Below are 20,580 nucleotides of genomic sequence, written 5' to 3'. Positions count from 1 at the left end.
TTCCGTCACTTTTGTGGGGAACCAAAAAAACAACGCCATGAAAAAGTTAGTGCAAACCAGTAATCCCATCCAGGCTCCCGCCAGCGAAGTGTGGGAACACCTACGGACCGGCGAGGGCGTCAATCTGTGGTTGCCCATGATCACCTCCTGTCGGGTAGAAGGGGACCGGCGGTACTGCGAAGCGGGGGACCAACCCCTCACGGAGACCATCCTCTCTTCGGACGATGGGGACATGACCTTCCGCTACTCGATTGAGGAGCAATCCTTGCTGCCGATTGAAGACATCATCGGCACCATGCGCGTAGAGTCAGTACCCCCGCAAACCAGCATCCTCCACTGGGATTTGAGTTTTGAGGTGGCCGACGAAGCCACCTACGCCCAGGTGAAAGCTGGGCTGGAACAGATCTACGCCCAGGGGGCGGAAGGGCTGGAACGGCTGGCCGTCGCGGCCTAATGCTGCTCGGGTTGTCTGGGCGTTGAAAGGTGCCCGGGCAACCCCCTTGAGCATAACGACTTTGCTCAATCAATCACAATTACAAATTGATCAACCAAGCAACATGAAGAATCTTACCCTCTTTACCCAGGCCCGCTTCTACAGCCTGCTAATATTACTGCTGGTCGTATGCCTGGCGCTGGGGAGTAGTCTGGTACTGGCCCAGGTGATGTAGCGTTCCTCGGAGGTCTCCGGAGCGGATTTACGCGACTAGCAATGAGCGACGGCGTGGCGACGGGCCCTCCGATAGCGATCGAATGACTGAAGGATTGAAGGATTGAATGTGAAGTGATAAAAACCCACGGCTCTAACCAGGGTTAACCCGTGGTCGGCGCTGTTTTGCGAAGGCGTCGCCGAGTGAAATGGTGTCCGAACACTAATCGGTCCAACATTCCAAGTTGGATATTCTCATCTTAGATGGAATGGCTGAGGTGTCAAATGATTGAAGGACTGAATGATCGAAGGACTGAATGTAAAAGTGATAAAAACCCACGGTTCTAAGCAGGGTCAACCCGGGGTCGGAAGCCTATTTTGCGAAGGCGTAGCCGAGTGAAATGGCGTCCGAACACCATTCGGTCCAGCATTTCCAGGCGCGATACTTTCATGCTAGATGGAATAGCTGAGGTGTCGAATGATTGAAGGATTGGAGGATCGAAGGACTGATTGACAGAAGGATCAGATTTTCAAAATTTCATCTACCAAAAGCATAGCGGCCATTTGAGACCATAGTCCTCGCTGGCCGCCAATATTTCGTTGGGATTCTTCGGGTAAATACTACCCCGACAACTCAGCCGCCAATAACGACGCTTCAGCCAAAACTCATTGCACCTGCGCGCCGTCGCCCGGTTTTTTGTGACGTCACAATACCCAAGTCATGAAAAACTTTACGCTCTTGAACCAGGCTCGTTACTACAGCCTGCTGATTTTACTCACGATCATCCTGCTGGCCCTGAGCAGCACCCTGGCGCTTGCGCAGTCCGTGAAGGGGTATCTGCTGGACGCCCAGTCCGAAATGCCACTCATCGGTGCTACGGTAGAACTGATTACCGTGGACCCGCTCCGCGGAGCGACCACCGACGTGGACGGATATTTCACCCTGCCCAACGTCCCGCCCGGAAGGCATACGCTGCGGATCAGCTACCTCGGATACGAAGGGCAATCGCTCCCCAACGTGCTCGTTACGCGGGGCAAGGATGTGATCCTGAACCTTTCCCTTCGCGAAAGCGTGGCGGAGCTGGCGGCGGTCACCGTTACGGCCAAGACCGATCCGGCCCGGTCGATCAACGAAATGTCCACGATCAGTTCCCGGACCTTCACGGCCGAACAGGTCAACCGATTCGCCGGCGGTCGGGCCGACGTCAGCCGTCTGGCCGGCAACCTGGCGGGCGTGGCCACCTCCGACGATAGCCGCAATGACATCGTGATCCGCGGCAACAGTCCCGCCGGATTGCTGTGGCAACTTGAAGGAATCCCGATTCCCAACCCCAACCACTTCTCTACGCTGGGTACCACTGGCGGCCCGGTCAGCGCCCTGAACCCTAATATGCTGGCAAACTCAGACTTTGCCACCTCCGCCTTCGCCGCCGAATACGGTAACGCCCTGTCCGGCGTTTTCGACCTCAGCCTGCGGCGCGGCAACCGCGACCGCTACGAGTTCATGGCCCAACTGGGCACCTTCTCGGGCCTGGAGGCCATGGCCGAAGGCCCGCTGAACAACAAGGGGGGCTCCTTTGTCGTAGCCTTCCGGAACAGCTTCGTCGGTTTTGCGGAATCTATCGGTATCCCCATCGGGACCAACGCCACCCCCGACTACCGCGATCTGACCTTCAACGTCGATTTTGGCAATTCCAAAGCGGGGCGGTTTTCCCTGTTCGGCATCGGCGGCACGAGTAACATCGATTTTTTGGGGACGGAAACGGACTCCACCGATCTTTTCGCCAATCCGGGCCGGAATTCCTACGCCGACAGCCGGTTTGGGGTGCTGGGGCTGCGGCATAACCTCATCACCGGAGAAAATACCTATCTGCGCACCGTCATCAGCGGTTCCGTGCAGGGCAACGAATTTGCGGAGTTTGACCTCAACGCCGAAGGGGGCGATGGTCTCCTCTTCACCGACGTCGATGACGAAACGGTCCGCCTGAGCATCAAGTCCTACCTGAACAGCAAAATCAGCAAACGTCTCACCGTCCGGGCGGGCGTCCAGGCCGAACAATTTGGTCTGACCACCGTGGTGGACGATCGCGACGGGCAACCCGACCGCGACGAGGACGGCCTGCAGGATCTGGACCGACTGCGGGACTTCGACGGCACTTTCAGCCTGCTTCAGGCCTACGGGCAGGCCCAGGTTCGGGTGGGCGAGCGCACGACGCTGAACGCGGGGATACACACCCAATACTTTACCCTCAGCGAGGCCTTCGCACTGGAACCCCGCCTGGGATTGTCTTATCGGGCAACCGACAAACTTACCCTCTCGGCGGGCTATGGCCGGCACAGCCAGACGCCGGCTTTCCCCGTCTTCTTCTTCCGGGACCCCGCGACGGGGAATGCGGACGCCAACCAGAACCTCGGCTTTCAGCGGGCCGACCACTTCGTCGTGGGCGGAGACCTGGCCTTTGCGCCAAACTGGCGCCTAAAGACGGAGGTTTATTATCAATTCCTCTTTGACATTCCGGTCGACAATTTCCCTTCCTCTTTTTCCATTCTGAACGCGGGGGCGGACTTCGTTTTCCCCGAACGGGGCTCCCTGGTTAATGAAGGAAGCGGAGAAAACTATGGGGTGGAAGTTACCCTGGAGCGGTTCTTCAGCGATAACTTTTACCTCCTCTTCACGGGCTCCTTCTTCGAGAGTCGCTATACGCCCAGTGACGGAATTGAGCGCAACACCACCTTTAATAACCGGGTGGTGATGAACCTCCTGGCGGGCCGCGAATGGGCTTTCGGTAAGGACAAACGCCACCGGTTCACCATCAATTCTCGACTGACGGGTTCGGGGGGGCAGTTTTACACTCCCGTGGATTTGGCGGCGAGCCAGGCGCTGGAAACCGACATTCGGGACGAGAGCCAAGCCTTCACACTGCGGTACCCCAACTACTTCCGCTGGGACCTGAAGTTTGGGGTCCAGTTCAACAGTCCAAACAAGAAATTCAGCCAGAGCTTCTTCGTGGACCTACAGAATCTGACGAACCGCGAAAACGTTTTCCAGGAGCGCTATAACCCCGTTACCGGGGAGGTCAACACCGTTTTTCAGGCCGGATTCTTCCCGGATATCCAGTACCGTATCCAGTTCTAAAATTACCCGGCATCCGGAAGGCGTTAAAGCGATGCACTTCCGGATGCCTTATCTTTGAGTTTATGCACTTTACCTGTACCAGGGAACAGCGAATCAAATATCTCGGCTTTGACGATCACTGGATGATCGCCGTTGGGATTTTTCCCCTGGCCTTCCTGGCGGATATTCTTTTTGTCGGGGGGCAGCCGGGCATGAACATGGGTTGGCAACTTGGTCTGACCTGCTACGCACTTTCCCTGTTTTTTTGCGGAGTTTACTGGTTCGCCAGCCGGACGATCACCATTCTTTTCCGGCAGTATTTTCCGAAGCGGATTCAAAGCAGAAAACGCATCATCATCACCGTTTCCACGATTGGTTTGGTGGTGGTTGCCGTCACGCTGCTTACGCATTCCCTGGTAATTGCTTTTCACCTGGAAGCGGGTAATACCGTCACTCCGAGTATATATTTCAAAATGGCCATGGCCTTCGTTTTGAACCTGATGGTATATTCGGGTTACGAAGGGGCCTACTACTTCACCAAGTACAAAGAGAGTCTGCTGGAGCAAGAGCGACTGGCCAAAGAAAACATGCAGGCCCAGCTTTCGGTGCTCAAGCAGCAGGTAAACCCGCATTTTCTGTTTAACAGCCTCAATACGCTGGTCAACGTCATTCCCGAGGATACCGAGCGGGCGACGCTGTTTACCCAGCGCCTGGCGGCCGTTTACCGCCGGATTCTGGAGTATCGGCACCGGGAACTGATTACCCTGCACGAGGAATTGCGGGCGCTGGGAGATTACATTTTTTTGATGCAAACCCGGTTCGAGGACAAGCTCATCATCGAGTGGGAGCACGATAATGTGGCCCGGAGGCTGGTGCAGGGCGAATCCCTGTCGGCCGTGGACCTACCCCCTTACCTCCGTGATTACCAGGTTGTCCCGCTGGCCGCCCAGCTGCTGGTGGAAAATGCCATCAAGCATAACGTGATCAGCCAGGACCACCCCCTGACGGTGAGCATCATCTTAAACGATTCCAGCTTAACGATTCAGAACAATCTTCACCTACGTGAGCGGCAGCTGAACTCCACCGGTTGGGGCCACCATAACATTCGTCGACGCTACCAGCTGGTAACCGACCAGCAGGTCAACATCTTCAGCGACGACACCGTCTACCGCGTGAGTATCCCGCTGCTTCGCCCCGAAACCGAGACCCGCTATGCCACCGCATGATTGTTGGATCATCGAAGACGAACCGCCAGCACTACGTCGGCTACAGCAACTCATCGCCCAGGTACGCCCGGAGTTCAACGTAAGCTTTACCACCGATACGGTCAATGGCGCCAGAAAAGCGCTGACCGAGCGGCCACATCCGCGGGTCATTTTCAGCGATATTCACCTGGCCGACGGCTTATCCTTCCAGATCTGGGAGAACATCCGGTGCAACTGCCCGGTCATCTTCACCACCGCCTACGATCAGTACGGCATCCGGGCCTTTCGGGTCAACAGTATCGATTACCTGCTGAAGCCCATCGAAACGGATGCCCTGGACCGGGCGCTGGCGAAACTGGATACCCTGCAGGCCCCTTCCATATCACCGGATTACGGAGAAATTGCCCGCCTCATTCAGCGTAAGGAGCCAGCCTACCGCCAGCGTTTTCTGGCGCAACACCGGCAGGAGTGGTTGCCCGTTAAGGTGGAAGAACTCCGCCAAATTTACAGTGAAGACAGCCTCACCTTTGCCCTGACCACCACCGGCCAGCGCTACCTCCTCGACGAAACACTGGATCGTATCGAAGAGGAACTGGACCCCCGTAACTGGTTCCGCATCAACCGGGGACAGATCGTGCACGTGGAAGCCGTCCGTAAAGTCCAGCCCTACTTCAACCATCGATTAGTGCTGGATCTCTCTCCGGAAAGCGATCGGGAGAACATCGTCAGCCGTCAGCGCGTGAAGGCTTGTCGGGCGTGGCTGGGGGCGTAGGCCTAGGTTTTAGGATTGAGGCTTCAGGATCTAGGATTTAGGATTTGAGAATTATCTGGAGGTGTTGTGGGTGAACTTCTTGGCGTTGAATTCCATATAATGGAGCAGTTTGGCAACCTCCTCGGCTAGTAAGATCAGTTCCTCGTATCGATCACCTGGCAGGTGGCCCTGAGATTGGGCGAAATCCAGCCATGCCTGGGTCTCCGCATTTTCACTGTAGGCATCGGTTATTTTGGCGATGAAGTGCTTCTCATAGCGCCGTTTTCCAAAGGCTTCGGCCAGATTGCTACAAACGGACCTGGAGGAGCGCCTAACCTGATTGGTAAGTCCAAATTGCTCCTCCGCGGGAAAAGATTTCGTTATCTGGTATATTGCATTGGCAAGGGAGAATGCTTTTTGGTAGGCAATCCATCGCCTAAAGTATTTGGCTTCCACTTTTGAAGCAATGCTAGTGCTACCCCCGGAAATGAGAAGTCAATTAAACGTTTACTTGCGTTTTTATACGTTTAAATACGCTTCTGATGCTCCTAAATCCTTAAGCCTAAAACCTAAAACCTAAATCCTCAAGCCTAAGACCTCAAGCCTAACCCTCAGAACGCCCAGTCCCGCCGACCAATATTCCACCGCACACCGAGGTTGATCACGGTAGTTTCCAGGTCACGGATATCGAGTTCTGCATCTTTATTCCGGTTGATGATTTCCCCTTCCAGCCACAGATTGGGGTAGAGTTCGTAGCCCGCGCGGAGCATCAGTAGGCGGGTCGAGTAATTGATGCCCTGACCAATTTCGTTGCCGAAGTCCATGGCGCGATCTACGTTGGGGGCGTTGAGGTTTTCGCCAATGATGTTGTCTTCGGTGCCTTCTCCCTGCTCGATGAAGTAGAGCCTCCCCCGGAGGTGCAGCCGGGGTAAGGGACGGTAGTCAACGCCCAGGAGATTCTCCGAAAAATTAGCGCCGAGGGGGTGGGCGAGGGGCATGGCAAAGTGCGTGTAGCTGCTCGTGGCCCGGTGGGTATAGATGAAGGGGCGGGCGGTATTTCTTTCGGCCACGAGGTCGAGTTGGTCAATTCCCAGCGCATCGACGTGTCGGAAACCAATCTGGTAGGCCCACTTATTGGCCCACCAACCCCGCCGCTGCACGAATAATTCGTCAAACTTGAATTCGTCCAGCATGAATTGGCCGTAAAACTCGGTGCGGAGTGTGGGCAGGTGATACCGGGCGGTGGCACCGATGAGGGCGTTGTCGGGGCTGCCCACGCTCTGTTCAATGGTGCGGTAAAAAATGATGGGGTTGAGGTAGGCCAGGTCAAAACCGTTCTGCCGACTGAGGACTACCGCCTCAAAGAGGCCCAGGGTCAAACGCTCCCCGAGGTGAATGGAAAGGTAGTGGGCGGCGAGGTATTTCTTGGGCAGCGGTACGCCCGTGGGGGTGAGCATGGCGGGGCCGGCGGTCAGCTCGGCGAACAGGTTCCGATAGTGAAATTTCCAGATGCGCCAGTTGAGTTCGAGAAAGGGATAGTTGTTGCTGAAATCGCTCAGAAGGAGGGAGCGCTCCCCGTCTCCGATGAAGTGACTGCCGTACCCGATGCGCGCCCCGACGTGTTTGGTCAGGTCGGCCGAGAGGTAGCCCTGGCCGTTGAGGAAGTCGGTGCCGTCGGCAACGTTGGCCAGATCAAGCGAGTATCGCTTGATGAATCCGGCACCCGGAAGTGCCTCGAACCGGTTGCGGAATTGCCGGACGTAGTTCGGCAGGCCAGTCTGGGTCTCCAGTAATTCGAAGTGCAGGAACAGTCGGTCATCGATGCCGGCCCGCAGGCGGATTCCGCGGCGGTTGAAGAAATAGTCTTCCCGGTCGTTCTGTTGCTTCCCGTAGCGGAGGTCCAGGACCGGATTGACCCGCAAGTAAAAGTCGGGTTCGTTGACCTCAATCAGGTGAGCCGGAGTAGGGTAGAGGAAGCCCAGTAGGGGCGTCTGGGTTTCGTAGCTACTGTCCCGGGAACTCGCTACGGCAAAATCATCGCCTAACCAGAAGGCGGCCCGGTCGGCGTCGCCACTCGGGGGGAGGATGGGCAGAGAGAGCCATTCATTGTTGGTCCGGTAAAAAGCCCGGAGGCGGTAGCGATCAACGGCGCTCATCTCAGCCCCGTAGTGCTCGTCGTACGTTTTGGCGAGTTGTAGCAAACTCGCCCGGTTGACCGGGCGTAGGCCGGGGTCCGTGGCCGGACGGGATATATCCGAAAAGCCGTAGCGAATCCTCAGCCGGCGGATGAATTCGTACCCGTCGCTGTCCACGGGCAGCGGGCTTCCCTGTCCGGATAAACCGGCCCAAAAGAAAAAAATGCAGCAGGCCAGGAAAATTCTCGGGATCATGGACGCTAAGGTACAGCCGACCTCGCGCAACGGGTAATAAATGAGCCCGGACAACAGTTAGAATAACCGCACTATCGGACCCTTTTTCTTCCCCAAACGGACCGTGCTAAATGAAACATATTCTTTCCCTCCTCTTCGTTTTTCTGCCCATTTTGCTGCTGGGACAAACCATCGAAAAGAGTTTCGGCATCGAGCTTTCTCCCCACTGGGGCGGTCGACGGATTTCCGGAGGGGGAGGAGTTACCTTCACGGAACTGGAGCGGCAGGACAGCCTCGAAATGGGTCGCTGGGGCTACGGGTTTGGCCTGGTGTTTGAAAGCCGGGTCGACCGCATAGGTTTTACGACCGGACTGCGGTACCTCGAAACCGGCTACGAAACGCTACCCGACAACATCGGTGGCATCAATTCCGGACGCACCTTTACCGACGTGACCCAGGCCCGTTACGTTTCCCTTCCCTTCGAACTTAACTTTTACCACGACATCAAGGAAAAAGATCGGGTAAATTTCCTCTTGGGGGCCGCCAGTCACGTTCACATGAAGACCAAGACGGAACGAACGACCTTTTTTGACGGAGAGGTGGAAAGCATGGAATTACTGCCGGACGACCCGAGCCGGGAATATCGCCCGGTTACCTTTTCGATCAATACGGGAGTGGGATTCGACCGGAAACTATCCGAAACCTGGGCCCTGAAGATGCAGGCGGCCTTTCAGTTTTTCCTGCAGGGAAACCTGAATGCCTCCTTCGACCAGACGAACCGAAACTATTACCAGGCCGGCCTCCGGATAACGGTTCGACGGCTCTTCCTGTAGATGTTCGGCACCTGCGCTTTGCGCCAAAAAAATATTATCTCCCCCAGGATGATGCCTTGGGAGAACAGTTCACGTAACCCAGCTAAGCTTTGATTATTGTCGCGTCAGGCACGTGCCTTAGGCGTGCAGTGTCGCCTGGCGGGCGGCTAACGTCTCCTCACTTTCTTCGCGTTCGGGGTCGGGAACGCAACAATCCACGGGGCATACTGCCGCACACTGCGGCTCTTCGTGAAAGCCAACGCATTCGGTGCATTTATCGGGGACGATGTAGTAGAACTCATCGCTTACCGGTTCCTGGTCCGCATCCGCTGCGATGGTTTCACCGGTTTCGATGGTGTACGGGGCACTAATGGTCGTCCCGTCTTCCATTTTCCACTCTACACCGCCTTCGTAGATTGCCGTGTTGGGGCATTCCGGCTCGCAGGCTCCGCAGTTAATGCAATCGTCGGTGATCATAATCGCCATGGGGAGGATTTTTTGGTCTTTAGCGCTACTTCTGGAAAAAACTAGCGTGTAAATAATACACTAAGGAGTAGTCGAGGTTTCATTCAGGGGGGCAAAATTACGCCGTGGAGGCGTGATCCTCCCCGTCCACCCTTAATTTATGATGACTCCAAATAACTTTTTGCACGAAAAACGGTTATTTCCCGGCGGCGCCAATCGTCACTCCATTCGGGTTAACTGCCGATTTCATGATCTTTTACGACTTTTGCGCGCCCAAAGCCACCCGGTGGCGAAAGGAAAAAGCATTTTATTTGGTCAGTGAAGTTCCTCCAACCGATACCGCTGGCGTGGATTCATACCACTCTATTGGGGTAGATAATTTGCGTAGACCAAAAAAAAACCTAACATTAGGGGTATACCCAGTGATTAAAGATTAACCAAGGCCCTTCGCCGAGAACGGCTGTACAGGATACTTATTGATTATTTCCCATGGAAAGATATAGTGATGAAGAGCTGCAAGAATTTGCGGAATTAATTAAGCAGCAGTATGCGCTGGCGAAAGAAGAGTTGCAATCTCTTCGGAGCCGGGTGAGTGAATTGAGCGAAACCATGTCCGAGGGTTTCGGGGCCGACATGGGCGAAGACAGTAGTTCCGTCAGCCAAATGGAACTCCTTAACGAACAGGTTTTGCGAAAACGGGATGCGGTCCAGGCCCTGCAAAACGCCATGCTCCGCATCAAGAATAAGGTCTACGGTGTCTGTACCGTGACGGGTGAGTTGATCGATAAACAACGCTTGCTGGCGGTGCCCACCACCACCAAAAGCGTGGAAGGTATGCGTCTGCAGGCCAGCGGACAACTGGACCTTACCGCCCAGGATATTGCTCGGCGCGCGCTCGAACGTCGGGAAGGACCAAACAAAATCATTTCCAAGATCAAGAAGCCGCCACCACCACCCCGAAAAGTGGAGAAGAAGCGGAAAAAGCCCGGCAGAAAGCCCCGCAAAATCGAAGAAGACGAAGACGATCTGATCTAAGCAGCAACTAGCAAGCAGCAACTAGCAACCAGTTACTAAGCTGTTTTCAGCGTCAATACCGTTATCTCCGGGAGAATACCTACCCGGCCGGGATAGCCCAGGAAACCAAGCCCACGATTAACGTAGAGGTGTTGGCGCCCCTGCTTGTACAGGCCGGCCCATTGTTTGTAAATGTACTGGGCCGGACTCCAGCGGAAACCGGGGATTTCCACCCCAAACTGAAACCCGTGGGTATGCCCGCTGAGGGTCAGGTCAATATCCGGATAGTTCGGACGTACCTGGGCGTCCCAGTGCGTGGGGTCGTGGCTCAGTAATATCTTGCAGTCGCAATCTTCCGATCCACGGTAGGCCTTGTCCAGATCGCCCTTCTTCGGGAAGCGCATGGCTGCACTCCAGTTTTCCACGCCGATCACCCCGACGCGGTGCCCGTTGACCTCCAGGGTGCGGTTCTCGTCGCGCAGTAAGTCCCAGCCCAACTGTCGGTGGACGTCGTAGAGCAATTCCATGTTTTCCTGTTTGGCCGCTTCACTCGGCCACTGCACGTAATCCGCATAGTCGTGATTACCCAGGATGCTGTACACCCCGTATTTACCCTTTACCGCTTTGAAAATGTCGATGTAGGGCAGCATTTCCGTGGCCTCATTATTCACGATGTCGCCGGTAAAGCAGACGATGTCGGGCTGCTCCGCATTGATCATCTTTACGGCTTCCTTGAGGGGCTCTTTTTGGGTCCAGGAGCCGGAGTGCATGTCGCTGATTTGTACCACCTTCAGTCCGTCCAGCGCCGCTGGCAGACCCTCCACGGGGACGTCCATGGCGAAGCGGCGGTAGCGGTAGGCGTTGCGTACGATGCCGTAGGTCAGGGTCGTCAGCGGCACGCCGCCGGCGATCAGGGCCAGGGTAGACATGAAGCGGGAGCGGCTAAGGTCCCGCTCTGTGACCGGGCTGACCCAGTTCATGATGGCCGTCACCAGACGCCGTAAATCATCGATGCCCAGAATAAGTACGATCGGCAGCTTGCTGAGCCAGTTCAGGAAGAGGAAGACCCGCAGGAAAGTCTGCGCCCCTTTGGACCAACCCTCCGTGACGTCGAGAATACTCAGGGCCAGGAGAGCGTAAGCCACTACACTCACCCCCCAGTATACGCCATTGATGATGCGGCGCGTGCCGGGGGAATACGGGGAGCCCCAGCTCCGTACCGCCTGAAAGGCGTAGAGGTCAATACACAGGAGAATTCCCAGGAAAATGAACAGACGTACCATAAAGCTTCAAGCGATTGAACACCCCAGTAACGCACCAACGAGCGAATGGATGTCTGCCTGACCCGGATATCGACCAATCGTCGTTAATCGTACCTGAACGGCAGGCTGTCGATCGCCAGATACCGACGGGGAAAATCCGGACTGACCAGGATGAAGGGCTTATCCCACAAAGTATCCCGATAAATGGAGAGTCGTTTCTGCTGCCCGTTAGGAAGGGTAAGGTCCAGCACGGCAAATTGCTTGCTCCGCTGGGTGACCTCGTCAAAATTGTCCGCAAAGACGGAGCCCCGGGGCTCCAGGAGGCTGTCCAGAAAAGAACGTTCATCTTCCGGTCCGAGCTGAAGACCGAACTGAACTTGCCGGAGCGAATCAGTAAATCGGAGGTAAACGCTATCGGCCAGGGTCGTTCGCTCGTTCAGCAGCCGGCGATCGCGGTAATGGTTGAAATGGAGGGCCCGGCGAATGGGGGCGACGGCGCGCGGGTGCAGGGCAAATACGTCACGGGCAATGCCCACCGAAGCCCAGGCATCTCCCTCCGGAGAAAAGTACAGCCGGAGATCCTCTTCCTCCGTCCCGTTGCTCAGGGTCAGACGATGGATGTTCTCCTCGGGAAAATCTGCTCTTACGACCGAGTCCGTCCTCATCGAAGTCAGTTGCTCAATCAGCTGGTTCACCTTACGTGGCGGGGCGGGAAACTGAAGTGCCTCCCGCGTAATCACCCATACGCCGGCTTCGGTTAAATCAAGGGTGAAGGATTGCTGCCGCCAGGGAGCCACGGTCAGCGAACGAACTTCCTGATCGGTAAATCGCAGTAAGCGTTCCTGAAGCGGTACGTCAGTATACCGTTGCCAATAAATCCACCCGGCATACAGCGCACATACCAGCAGGACAAAGGGAATCACGCTGCGCATCAGCTGGCTGCTTTCTCGGTAAGGAAGTCGGTGAGCTTATTCAGCGCGCGCCCCCGGTGGCTGATGGCGTGCTTTTCGGCACCGGACATTTCGGCAAAGACCCGACCGTCACCCTCTTCGGGCAGGAAAATGGGGTCATAACCAAAGCCCCCTTCTCCGCGGGGAGCATCGGTAATCCGGCCTTCGCACCTGCCCTCAAAGAGGTGTTCCTCCCCCTCCAGGATCAGGCAGATGAAGGTCCGGAAGCGGGCGGAACGATCCCGCCGGTCTCCGAGTTCCTTGAGTACTTTCTCGTTGTTGGCCGCAGCACTGCGGGTCGGACCAGCGTAACGGGCCGTGATGACGCCGGGAGCCCCGTCCAGAGCGTCTACCTCCAGTCCCGTATCCTCGCTGAAGCAATCGTAGCCGTACTTCTCCCGCACGTACCGGGCCTTCTGCTGGGCGTTGCCCGCCAGCGTAGGAGAAGTTTCGGGGATGTCTTCCTCGCATCCAATGTCGGCCAGACTGAGAAAGTCGTAGTGCTCTCCCAGCATTTCTTTGACCTCGGCGATTTTGTGGGGGTTATTGGTGGCGAAAACTAGCGCGGACATGATTCCTGGATTATGGTCTTATGGCTCACGAAGGAAACCATTTTGAATGGCTTTCCAAAGCGATCCGGCGGGGACGTTATTTCCCGCTTCTTTGGCCGACTTTATTTCGGTTAGGGCGGGAGCCTTCAGGAACCTTTTTCCGGCAATCTCGGCGGGGAAGTAGTCGGTCAATTGAAAGTGAAGGCCAAGTGCGGGGAGGTTTTGGCCAAACAAAATAACTTTACTCACCAAAAGGTGGCGGGTCAGGTCCGCCAGGTCGAGGGATTGCTCGGGGTCGGGCCAGGACAGCAGATGTAGTTGTTCGGCGGGATTATCGTAACCCGCCGCGGCCAGGATACGCTGCAGGAAGGGAAGCTCGCCCCGGTAAACAATCAGCGTATCTTTAGCGGGGTCTGGTATTAGCGTTGCCGTATGCGGGTCCCGGTCAGGCTGCCCAATGAGTTGAAAGTTGAGGAAGCTATTCACGGAAGCAAGGTACAGATTTTTGCCAGCAGGGAGAAGCCCGCTAACCGCCCGCTGCCCCATTTCCTGAACCTTTCTCTTCCTGAAGGTTTAAGAGCTTGTTTGAACGTGCGAGCTTGTTTGGGTTTCGGCGAATTGGCGGTCGATCATTAAATTCCAACCTGGCTCTTAAAATGCCCACCATGAGAATCAACGCACTCCTGCTTTTTTGCTGCCTGTCCGTAACGCTTTTCGCGCAGGACCGGATCACCGGCGAAACTTTTGCCACCCGCTCCGAAGTCCTTGCGACCAACGGAATGGTGGCTACGAGTCACCCACTGGCCACCCAGATTGGTCTTGATGTACTGAAGAACGGCGGTAATGCCATCGATGCGGCCATCGCGGCCAACGCCGCCCTCGGGTTGATGGAACCCACCGGATGCGGTATCGGTGGTGATCTGTTTGCCATCGTCTGGGACGCAAAGACCCAGCAGGTCTATGGCCTCAACGCCAGCGGCCGGTCTCCCCGTGCCCTGACCCTGGAGTATTTCCAGGAGCAGGGAATGGAGAAAATACCGGCCCTGGGACCGCTGCCGGTTAGTGTACCTGGAGCGGTGGACGGTTGGTTTAGCCTCCACGAACGATTCGGCTCCCGGCCGATGCCCGAGCTGCTGGCCCCGGCCATCGAGTACGCAGAACGGGGTTTTCCCCTTACCGAACTGATTGCCTGGTACATGCAGCGTTCGGTACCCAGTTTCATGCAACGGGGGTTCCCGAACGTGGAAGCAACCTACCTGGGACAGAACGGCGGCGTCTTGCCCAAGGAAGGAGAAATTTACCGGAACCCTTTCCTGGCCAACACTTACCGTAAGATTGCGGCCGGTGGCCGCGATGCCTACTACCGCGGAGATATTGCCAGGACCATTGCCGATTTCATTCAGTCTCAGGGCGGCTTCCTCGCCGTAGAAGACCTGGCGGCACATAAATCCGAATGGGTGGAGCCCGTATCGGTCAATTACCGTGGCTACGACGTGTGGGAGCTTCCTCCGAACGGACAGGGAATCGCAGCCCTACAGATGCTCACCATCCTGGAGGGCTACGATTTTAGCGATATTCCGTTTGGCAGCGCCGAGCATCTGCACCTGTTTACCGAAGCCAAAAAGCTGGCCTTTGAAGACCGGGCGAAGTACTACGCCGACATGGATTTTGCCAACGTGCCCGTGGATCAGTTGATCTCCGAGGCCTACGCCGATGAGCGTCGGGACCTGATCGGGGAGCGGGCTTCCGTATACACCGCCGGAGAAATCAGCGCCGGGGAAACGATTTACCTCACCACGGCCGATAAGGAAGGTAATATGGTGTCCTTCATTCAGAGTAACTACCGGGGAATGGGGTCCGGAATGGTCCCCCCCGGCCTGGGCTTTATGTTGCAGGATCGGGGCGAACTCTTCAGCCTGACCCCCGGGCAGGCCAATACCTACGAGCCGGGTAAGCGACCCTTCCACACCATCATCCCCGCCTTCATCAGTAAGGACGGCAAACCCTGGGTGAGCTTTGGCGTTATGGGCGGCGATTTCCAACCGCAGGGACATACCCAGATCGTGATGAACCTGATTGATTTTGGCATGAACCTTCAGGAGGCCGGTGACGCCCCACGCTGGGATCATCGTGGCGGTTCTTCCCCCATGGGCGCGGGCCCGGCCCGCGGTCAGGTTCGCGTAGAATCCGGAATCCCCTACGAGACCGTCAGGGGACTCATGGACCGTGGACACTCGGTGGGGTTCACCCGCGGAAGTTATGGAGGCTACCAGGCCATTATGTGGGACGCAACGAACGGAGTATTCCACGGTGCTTCGGAGAGCAGGAAGGACGGACAGGCTGCCGGGTACTGACGAAAGCCCGTGTGGATTCCAGCAATCTGACGCTTTGGTTGATCCAGACGGTAAAAGTGTGGTGAGGTTAGTGCCTGGTCCGTTGATGGGTAGTTCCCTAATTGTTTTACCTTCCGGGGATGAAAATCCTCCTTCTTTCCATCGGTACCCGCGGGGACATGGAACCTTTCCTGGCCGTCGGCGATCTTTTGCTCGGCGAAGGTCATGAGGTGGGGATCGTGATGCCGGAGCAATTCCGGGGGCTTGCCGAAGAAGTAGGCCTCCAGTTTTTTTCGCTGAGCGAAAAATTTCTCGAACTCCTGGAAACTTCCGCGGGCCGGGGGATCATGGGGCAGCGGGGAGGAAAGCTTCGCCGCATCGGGCAGCTGTTTTCCCTGGCGCGGCATTCCATGCAACTACAAAAGACGCTGCTGATACAGCAGGAGGAAGCCATCAATGCCTTTCAGCCGGATCACATATTTTATCACCCGAAGTGCCTTTTTGGCCGGCTTTGGGGGATGTTGCATCCCGGACGGGCCGCAGTGTTGAGTCCGATTCCCAACTGGCTGCATCCGGTCCGGCAGTACCCTCACATCGCGTTTCCCCAAAGCTGGGGACAGCGATTTAATCGCTGGACCTACGGGTTTTCCAACGGCATGACGGCACTGATGGGCGCCCGGATGCTCAAACCGTTCCGGGCTAATTATCCTGCGCTGACCTTATCCCGCTCAGCAATTCTTCAACACATGAAACAGGAGGAACGGGTGCTCTACCTGGTTTCGGAGGTTTTGTTTTCCCAGCCAGATTACTGGCCACCGCAGGCAAAAGTCGTGGGCTACCTGGAACGTCCCAAGACGGGCCAATGGACGCCTTCAGACGCACTGCTGGAATTCCTGGAAAACCACCGGGAGGAGCCGATTTTGTTCGTTACTTTTGGTAGCATGGTCAACGCGGACCCCGTCAGGACCACCGAGGTAATCATTGCGGCACTTCAGAAATTGGGCGTCCCCGCCATCCTGAACGTCGCTGCCGGAGGGTTGGTCCGGCCGGATGATCCACCACCGAACACACTGTGGGTAGACGACATTCCCTATGACTGGATCTTCCCCCGGGTATTTGGAGTGGTGCACCACGGAGGGAGCGGGACGACCCACACCACCATCAAGCACGGTTGCGCTTCCCTGGTAGTGCCGCACATCATCGATCAGTTTTTCTGGAACCAGCGGTGCGCTGATCTGGGGGTGGGGCCATTAGGGCCACCCATCAAGCGGCTGACGGAGGAAAACCTGACCGCTCTGCTAGGACTATTGTTGGGGGATTCCACCTTCAGAGCAAACGCCCAACTGCTCGGGCGGCAAATGAAGGAGGAGGGCTTTCAGCGGGAAGCTCTGTTATAATGGAGGGAAGTGGTGAACGGCTCATTAGGAGTGTTTTGGGTGACTAAGGGCCGAATAATCGGGGTGATTGCCCTTATTGGTAGGGGTAAATACCTGATTTTCTGGAGGTTTTGTGGTGGATGGCCAGCGTTGCCGTAAATTTCTATAAACCAAATCCACCCTCAGAAGATGCAAAACCTTAAGCTTACCCTACTATTTCTTTTTTTCTCAGCTCCTTTTTTCCTCACCGCCCAGGACTACCTCGGCTCCTGGAATATGGCGGGAGTAGCCCCGGACGGGACCAAAGTCACCAATACGGTGACCATGAACGCCGATGGGACCATGACCGTAGATTTTGGCAGTGATGGGACCATTGAAGTAAGATCAACTTATTCCGTTTCCGACGGAGTGGTCAGCATGACCGATTCGAGTAAGGAGAGTCCCTGCCACGGAATGACCGGTAAGTACCGGCTGGCCGTATCCGGAAACACCATGACGGCAAAGTTGATTGAAGACCCCTGCGACGCTCGTCGGAGTGATCAGATTGTCATGCAAAGAAAACAGTAGTCAGAAGAGCGATTATTTTAGATGCTAAGGCAGTTTTGGGCGGTGTCAGGTGGCTATCCTGGCATCGCTTTTTGTCTGCGAAAAGTATTATTCCTTAAGGCGACAAAATAAAATTTGGAACAAGAGATAAGAATAATGACCTTTGTAATTAAGTAGAAGTTTAAAAGTTAATACTCTTAATTTTATCAGTTCGCTTGAGGCAGGCTAGGCCGAGACCTATGAGCAGCACACCAGGCCTGCGGCCATGTGAAGACAGTTCGGAGGACCGGCTACATTACCTGCCACTAGAGCGCTCCTCGGAGCCGTCGAGTGCAACGAGCTGCTCCGAGGTGTCGCGGAAAAGAGTATACTTTTACCTCTCTACTTATAATACGTAAACTAACGGGGAAGCATGGTTACTATCGGTCTCCATCACCATAATAACCCCCGCAGAAAATAGCATAGATCATGGTTTCTACTCAAATCCGTACCACCAAAGTCCAGCAAAGCAAACTGGATACCGTTGACTTCTCAAATCTTCCCTTCGGCAAGATTTTTAGTGACCACATGTTTGTCAGCGATTACAAGGACGGACAGTGGACCGATGATCGAATCGTACCCTTTGGCCACTTTACTATGCACCCCGCCAGTATGGTGCTCCATTATGGACAGGCCGTCTTTGAGGGAATGAAGGCCAGTAAGCACGAAGACGGTACGCCGATGCTGCTGAGCCCGCTGGAGCACGCTAAACGCATTAACGCCAGTGCGCGCCGTATGATGATGGCGGAGTTTCCTGAAGAGCGTTTCGTCGAGGCACTCAGCCAGTTGGTGAATCTGGACCAGGCCTGGATCCCTCCCCAGGAAGGAAGCGCCCTGTACATTCGCCCCTTCATGTTCGCGACCGATGAATTCATCGGTGTGCGGCCGAGCGAAACCTACCGTTTCTGCATCGTAACCGCACCGGTGGGCCCCTACTACGCCAAGCCCGTTCGGCTGGTGGTGGAGCAAAAGTATGTCCGGGCCGTACCCGGTGGAACCGGAGAAGCCAAAGCGGCCGGCAACTACGCCGGAAGCCTGCTGCCCGCCCACCTTGCTCAGCAAAAAGGCTTCGATCAGGTGGTCTGGATGGGTGGCCCCAACATGACCCAGGTACAGGAAGTAGGCACGATGAACATCTTCTTCGTCATTGACGGGGAGGTGGTCACTCCCGCCACGGACGGTGCCATCCTGAAGGGCATCACCCGCAAGAACTTTATCACCATCCTCAAGGATCAGGGCTACAAGGTCAGCGAACGGGTCGTGGAAATCGACGAAATCGTTGAGGCTTACGACGCCGGAAAACTGGAAGAAATGTTCGGTGCCGGAACGGCCGCGGTGGTGAGCCACGTTTCCGAATTGCAGTATAAGGATAAGCTCATGACCCTGCCTCCGGTAGCGGACCGCAAGGTGGGGCCCTTCCTCAAGCAATACATCGACGGCTTACGCAGCGGAAAGGTGGAAGACAAGTTCAACTGGCTGGTTAAGGTCTAAAGTCCCAACAGGTTCAAATAACTCCTCGGCTTGGAATAAACGCCCGGCCCGGTGCCTGGGGGCGGTAAGGAAGCCTTACCGCTGATTTGATCGACTTATTCTCCCGGGTACTTTACCCCGATCTGTTTCCGTACTTCGGTGAGGGTACGGTGAAGGTTCAGGCTGTCCTCCAGCGACCAGTCGGCGTTTTCCGTTCGTCCTGCTCTTACGTCGGCCATTACCGCTTCAGCTTCGTACCGGTAGCCGTTGGCTTCACCGAAATCAAAGTAGTGATTCTCGGGCGGAGAGTCCCAGCTCCGCAGGATGGAAAAGGCACCCGACTCGTGCCACCTCGGATGCCAGTGAATCCGGGCCTCGGAGCCCATGATCAGGGCTTCCGTCTTGGTGCCGCCGAGTAGGGTAGAGTAGCTGTGGGAAAGTTTGCCCCCGGCGTGTAGTCCCGTTACCGTGGTGTCAATGTCCACCCCACGTTCCGTGAGCCGGCCCCGGGCGTGTACTTCCCGTGGCGCGCCCAGGAGAAACTGGGCGAGAAATTGCGGATAAATGCCAATGTCCAGTAGCGCCCCTCCCCCAAGCTCGGGGTTGAGGATGCGGTTGCGGCTGAAATCACCAGACGTGGCCGCAGGTGCCAGGAACCCAAAATCGGAGCGCACACCCTCAAGCTGACCAATGGCCCCCGAATCAATGAGTTCCTTAATTTTCAGGGTGGAAGGAAGGAAACGGGTCCAGAGCGCCTCCATGAGGTAAACACCCCGTTCCCTGGCCACGCTTACCATCCGTTCTACTTCACGGAGGTTGAGTCCCAGTGGTTTTTCACAAAGTACCGGAACGCCTTTTTCCAGACACATCACCGTCAACTCCTGATGACTGATGTGGGGAGTGGCAATGTAGACCGCATCTACCCGCGGGCCATCAAAGGTGGTTTCGTAGCTCCCCGCAGCATATTCCGCGCCGAAATCTTCGGCAAAGGCCCGGGCCCTTTCCTGGGAGCGCGAGCCCACGGCCACCAGCTTTGCCCCTTCGATCAGGGAGAGGTCATGAGCAAATTTGCGGGCAATTTTTCCAAGACCCAGGATGGCAAAGTGGAAGCTGGACATAAAAGAGTTTTGCCCAAAATAACGCGGTTCGTGCGAAATCAGCCACCTCCGGCAAAAAGCCGGACGTACAGAAAATGAGAAGGCCTGGAGGATCGTCCGTCCCCCAGGCCTTACCCGAATCAGTTTATGCTTTGTGGACTACCCCAATCAACTGCGTTTGCTGAAGGTGCGGACGCCCAGGCCAAGGCAGACCAGGGCAACGATCCCGTAGAGTCCGGCGGTTAATTGCCCGCTTTCGTCGCTGGCGGACAAATCGATGCCGAGGAAACTTACGTTAGCGGTGGAATCCTGGAAGGTAGTGATGGCGAGATAGGCGAAAACCAGTCCGGCGAGTACCAGAACGATGGGAAGTATTGATTTCATGTTGGTGAGTTATTTTCCTTAGCAACTCGCTTTTTCCCGCCGATGTTCGGTCCTCTTCAGTAGGGGTGAGTAAGCTTTTTTACCGTCACCACCTACAATGTTTCCCCCGATTGTTTTACCGCTCCTGTACCCACGTCACGGCACCGTAGGTATGAGCCTTGCACCTGCACTCCGTTGCCCCCGTTGGCCAAAAAT

19 protein-coding genes are annotated in these 20,580 nt (G+C 55.9%); 10 read left to right on the top strand and 9 right to left on the bottom strand.

Annotated features, from left to right (window positions below):
* The first annotated feature begins 37 nt into the window (after window positions 1-37).
* From E1J53_RS17970 to E1J53_RS17955, 4 genes are all read left to right on the top strand, one after another.
* Window positions 38-454: an SRPBCC family protein gene (locus E1J53_RS17970; protein WP_134273703.1), complete on the top strand. Its 417-nt coding sequence runs from the start codon at window positions 38-40 to the stop codon at window positions 452-454.
* Window positions 455-1,367: 913 nt separating this feature from the next.
* Complete coding sequence (locus tag E1J53_RS17965) at window positions 1,368-3,782, top strand: TonB-dependent receptor (protein WP_134273705.1); 2,415 nt, start codon at window positions 1,368-1,370, stop codon at window positions 3,780-3,782.
* Window positions 3,783-3,844: 62 nt separating this feature from the next.
* Window positions 3,845-4,987, top strand: coding sequence for a sensor histidine kinase (locus E1J53_RS17960; RefSeq protein WP_134273707.1), 1,143 nt, complete (start codon window positions 3,845-3,847; stop codon window positions 4,985-4,987).
* Complete coding sequence (locus E1J53_RS17955; RefSeq protein WP_134273709.1) at window positions 4,974-5,738, top strand: LytTR family DNA-binding domain-containing protein; 765 nt, start codon at window positions 4,974-4,976, stop codon at window positions 5,736-5,738. Before E1J53_RS17960 ends, E1J53_RS17955 begins: the two co-directional genes overlap by 14 nt.
* Before the next feature lie 51 nt (window positions 5,739-5,789).
* Here the strand turns inward: E1J53_RS17955 and E1J53_RS17950 are convergent, their stop codons facing one another.
* Both E1J53_RS17950 and E1J53_RS17945 read right to left on the bottom strand, forming a co-directional pair.
* Complete coding sequence (locus E1J53_RS17950; protein ID WP_134273711.1) at window positions 5,790-6,173, bottom strand: four helix bundle protein; 384 nt, start codon at window positions 6,171-6,173, stop codon at window positions 5,790-5,792.
* Between the two features lie 155 nt (window positions 6,174-6,328).
* Window positions 6,329-8,107, bottom strand: coding sequence for a hypothetical protein (locus E1J53_RS17945; protein WP_134273713.1), 1,779 nt, complete (start codon window positions 8,105-8,107; stop codon window positions 6,329-6,331).
* A gap of 110 nt (window positions 8,108-8,217) precedes the next feature.
* On the opposite strand from E1J53_RS17945, the gene E1J53_RS17940 reads away from it, so the two are divergent.
* Window positions 8,218-8,919: a hypothetical protein gene (locus E1J53_RS17940; protein ID WP_134273715.1), complete on the top strand. Its 702-nt coding sequence runs from the start codon at window positions 8,218-8,220 to the stop codon at window positions 8,917-8,919.
* 117 nt (window positions 8,920-9,036) lie between these two features.
* Here the strand turns inward: E1J53_RS17940 and E1J53_RS17935 are convergent, their stop codons facing one another.
* Window positions 9,037-9,384, bottom strand: coding sequence for a 4Fe-4S dicluster domain-containing protein (locus E1J53_RS17935; RefSeq protein WP_134273717.1), 348 nt, complete (start codon window positions 9,382-9,384; stop codon window positions 9,037-9,039).
* Between the two features lie 468 nt (window positions 9,385-9,852).
* Here E1J53_RS17935 and E1J53_RS17930 point away from each other — a divergent pair, with 468 nt between their 5' ends.
* Complete coding sequence (locus E1J53_RS17930; RefSeq protein ID WP_134273719.1) at window positions 9,853-10,398, top strand: TraR/DksA C4-type zinc finger protein; 546 nt, start codon at window positions 9,853-9,855, stop codon at window positions 10,396-10,398.
* A gap of 35 nt (window positions 10,399-10,433) precedes the next feature.
* On the opposite strand, the gene E1J53_RS17925 is transcribed toward E1J53_RS17930, so the two are convergent.
* The 4 genes from E1J53_RS17925 to E1J53_RS17910 form a co-directional block, all read right to left on the bottom strand.
* On the bottom strand, window positions 10,434-11,660 hold the full coding sequence (locus E1J53_RS17925) for a metallophosphoesterase (protein ID WP_134273721.1): 1,227 nt from the start codon (window positions 11,658-11,660) through the stop codon (window positions 10,434-10,436).
* An 83-nt stretch (window positions 11,661-11,743) separates the two neighbouring features.
* Window positions 11,744-12,571 carry a hypothetical protein gene (locus tag E1J53_RS17920; RefSeq protein ID WP_134273723.1) on the bottom strand — a complete coding sequence of 276 codons (828 nt, stop codon included), beginning with the start codon at window positions 12,569-12,571 and terminating at the stop codon, window positions 11,744-11,746.
* Window positions 12,571-13,161, bottom strand: coding sequence for an RdgB/HAM1 family non-canonical purine NTP pyrophosphatase (gene rdgB, locus E1J53_RS17915; protein ID WP_134273725.1), 591 nt, complete (start codon window positions 13,159-13,161; stop codon window positions 12,571-12,573). Before rdgB ends, E1J53_RS17920 begins: the two co-directional genes overlap by 1 nt.
* 18 nt (window positions 13,162-13,179) lie before the next feature.
* Window positions 13,180-13,626, bottom strand: coding sequence for a hypothetical protein (locus E1J53_RS17910; RefSeq protein ID WP_134273727.1), 447 nt, complete (start codon window positions 13,624-13,626; stop codon window positions 13,180-13,182).
* Window positions 13,627-13,805: 179 nt separating this feature from the next.
* On the opposite strand from E1J53_RS17910, the gene ggt reads away from it, so the two are divergent.
* The 4 genes from ggt to E1J53_RS17890 all read left to right on the top strand — a co-directional run bounded on the left by ggt (window position 13,806) and on the right by E1J53_RS17890 (window position 18,925).
* Entirely contained in the window at window positions 13,806-15,494 is a 1,689-nt protein-coding gene (gene ggt / locus E1J53_RS17905; RefSeq protein ID WP_134273729.1) for a gamma-glutamyltransferase, read from the top strand.
* 119 nt (window positions 15,495-15,613) lie between these two features.
* Entirely contained in the window at window positions 15,614-16,870 is a 1,257-nt protein-coding gene (locus E1J53_RS17900) for a glycosyltransferase (RefSeq protein WP_134273731.1), read from the top strand.
* 168 nt (window positions 16,871-17,038) lie between these two features.
* Entirely contained in the window at window positions 17,039-17,416 is a 378-nt protein-coding gene (locus tag E1J53_RS17895) for a hypothetical protein (protein WP_134273733.1), read from the top strand.
* Window positions 17,417-17,863: 447 nt separating this feature from the next.
* Window positions 17,864-18,925, top strand: coding sequence for a branched-chain amino acid aminotransferase (locus tag E1J53_RS17890; RefSeq protein WP_134273734.1), 1,062 nt, complete (start codon window positions 17,864-17,866; stop codon window positions 18,923-18,925).
* Window positions 18,926-19,020: 95 nt separating this feature from the next.
* On the opposite strand, the gene E1J53_RS17885 is transcribed toward E1J53_RS17890, so the two are convergent.
* Both E1J53_RS17885 and E1J53_RS17880 read right to left on the bottom strand, forming a co-directional pair.
* Window positions 19,021-20,022, bottom strand: a complete 1,002-nt coding sequence (locus E1J53_RS17885; protein WP_134273735.1) for a Gfo/Idh/MocA family protein — start codon at window positions 20,020-20,022, stop codon at window positions 19,021-19,023.
* A gap of 147 nt (window positions 20,023-20,169) precedes the next feature.
* The gene (locus E1J53_RS17880) at window positions 20,170-20,385 is read right to left on the bottom strand and encodes a hypothetical protein (RefSeq protein WP_134273737.1); all 216 of its coding nucleotides are present in this window, start codon (window positions 20,383-20,385) and stop codon (window positions 20,170-20,172) included.
* Window positions 20,386-20,580: the final 195 nt, after the last annotated feature.

It is taken from the genome of Lewinella sp. W8 (genome assembly GCF_004375085.3).
Classification (GTDB): Bacteria; Bacteroidota; Bacteroidia; order Chitinophagales; family Saprospiraceae; genus Neolewinella.
The sequence above is the reverse complement of the archived record's forward strand: the minus strand, read 5'-3'. Positions and strand labels throughout refer to the sequence as shown.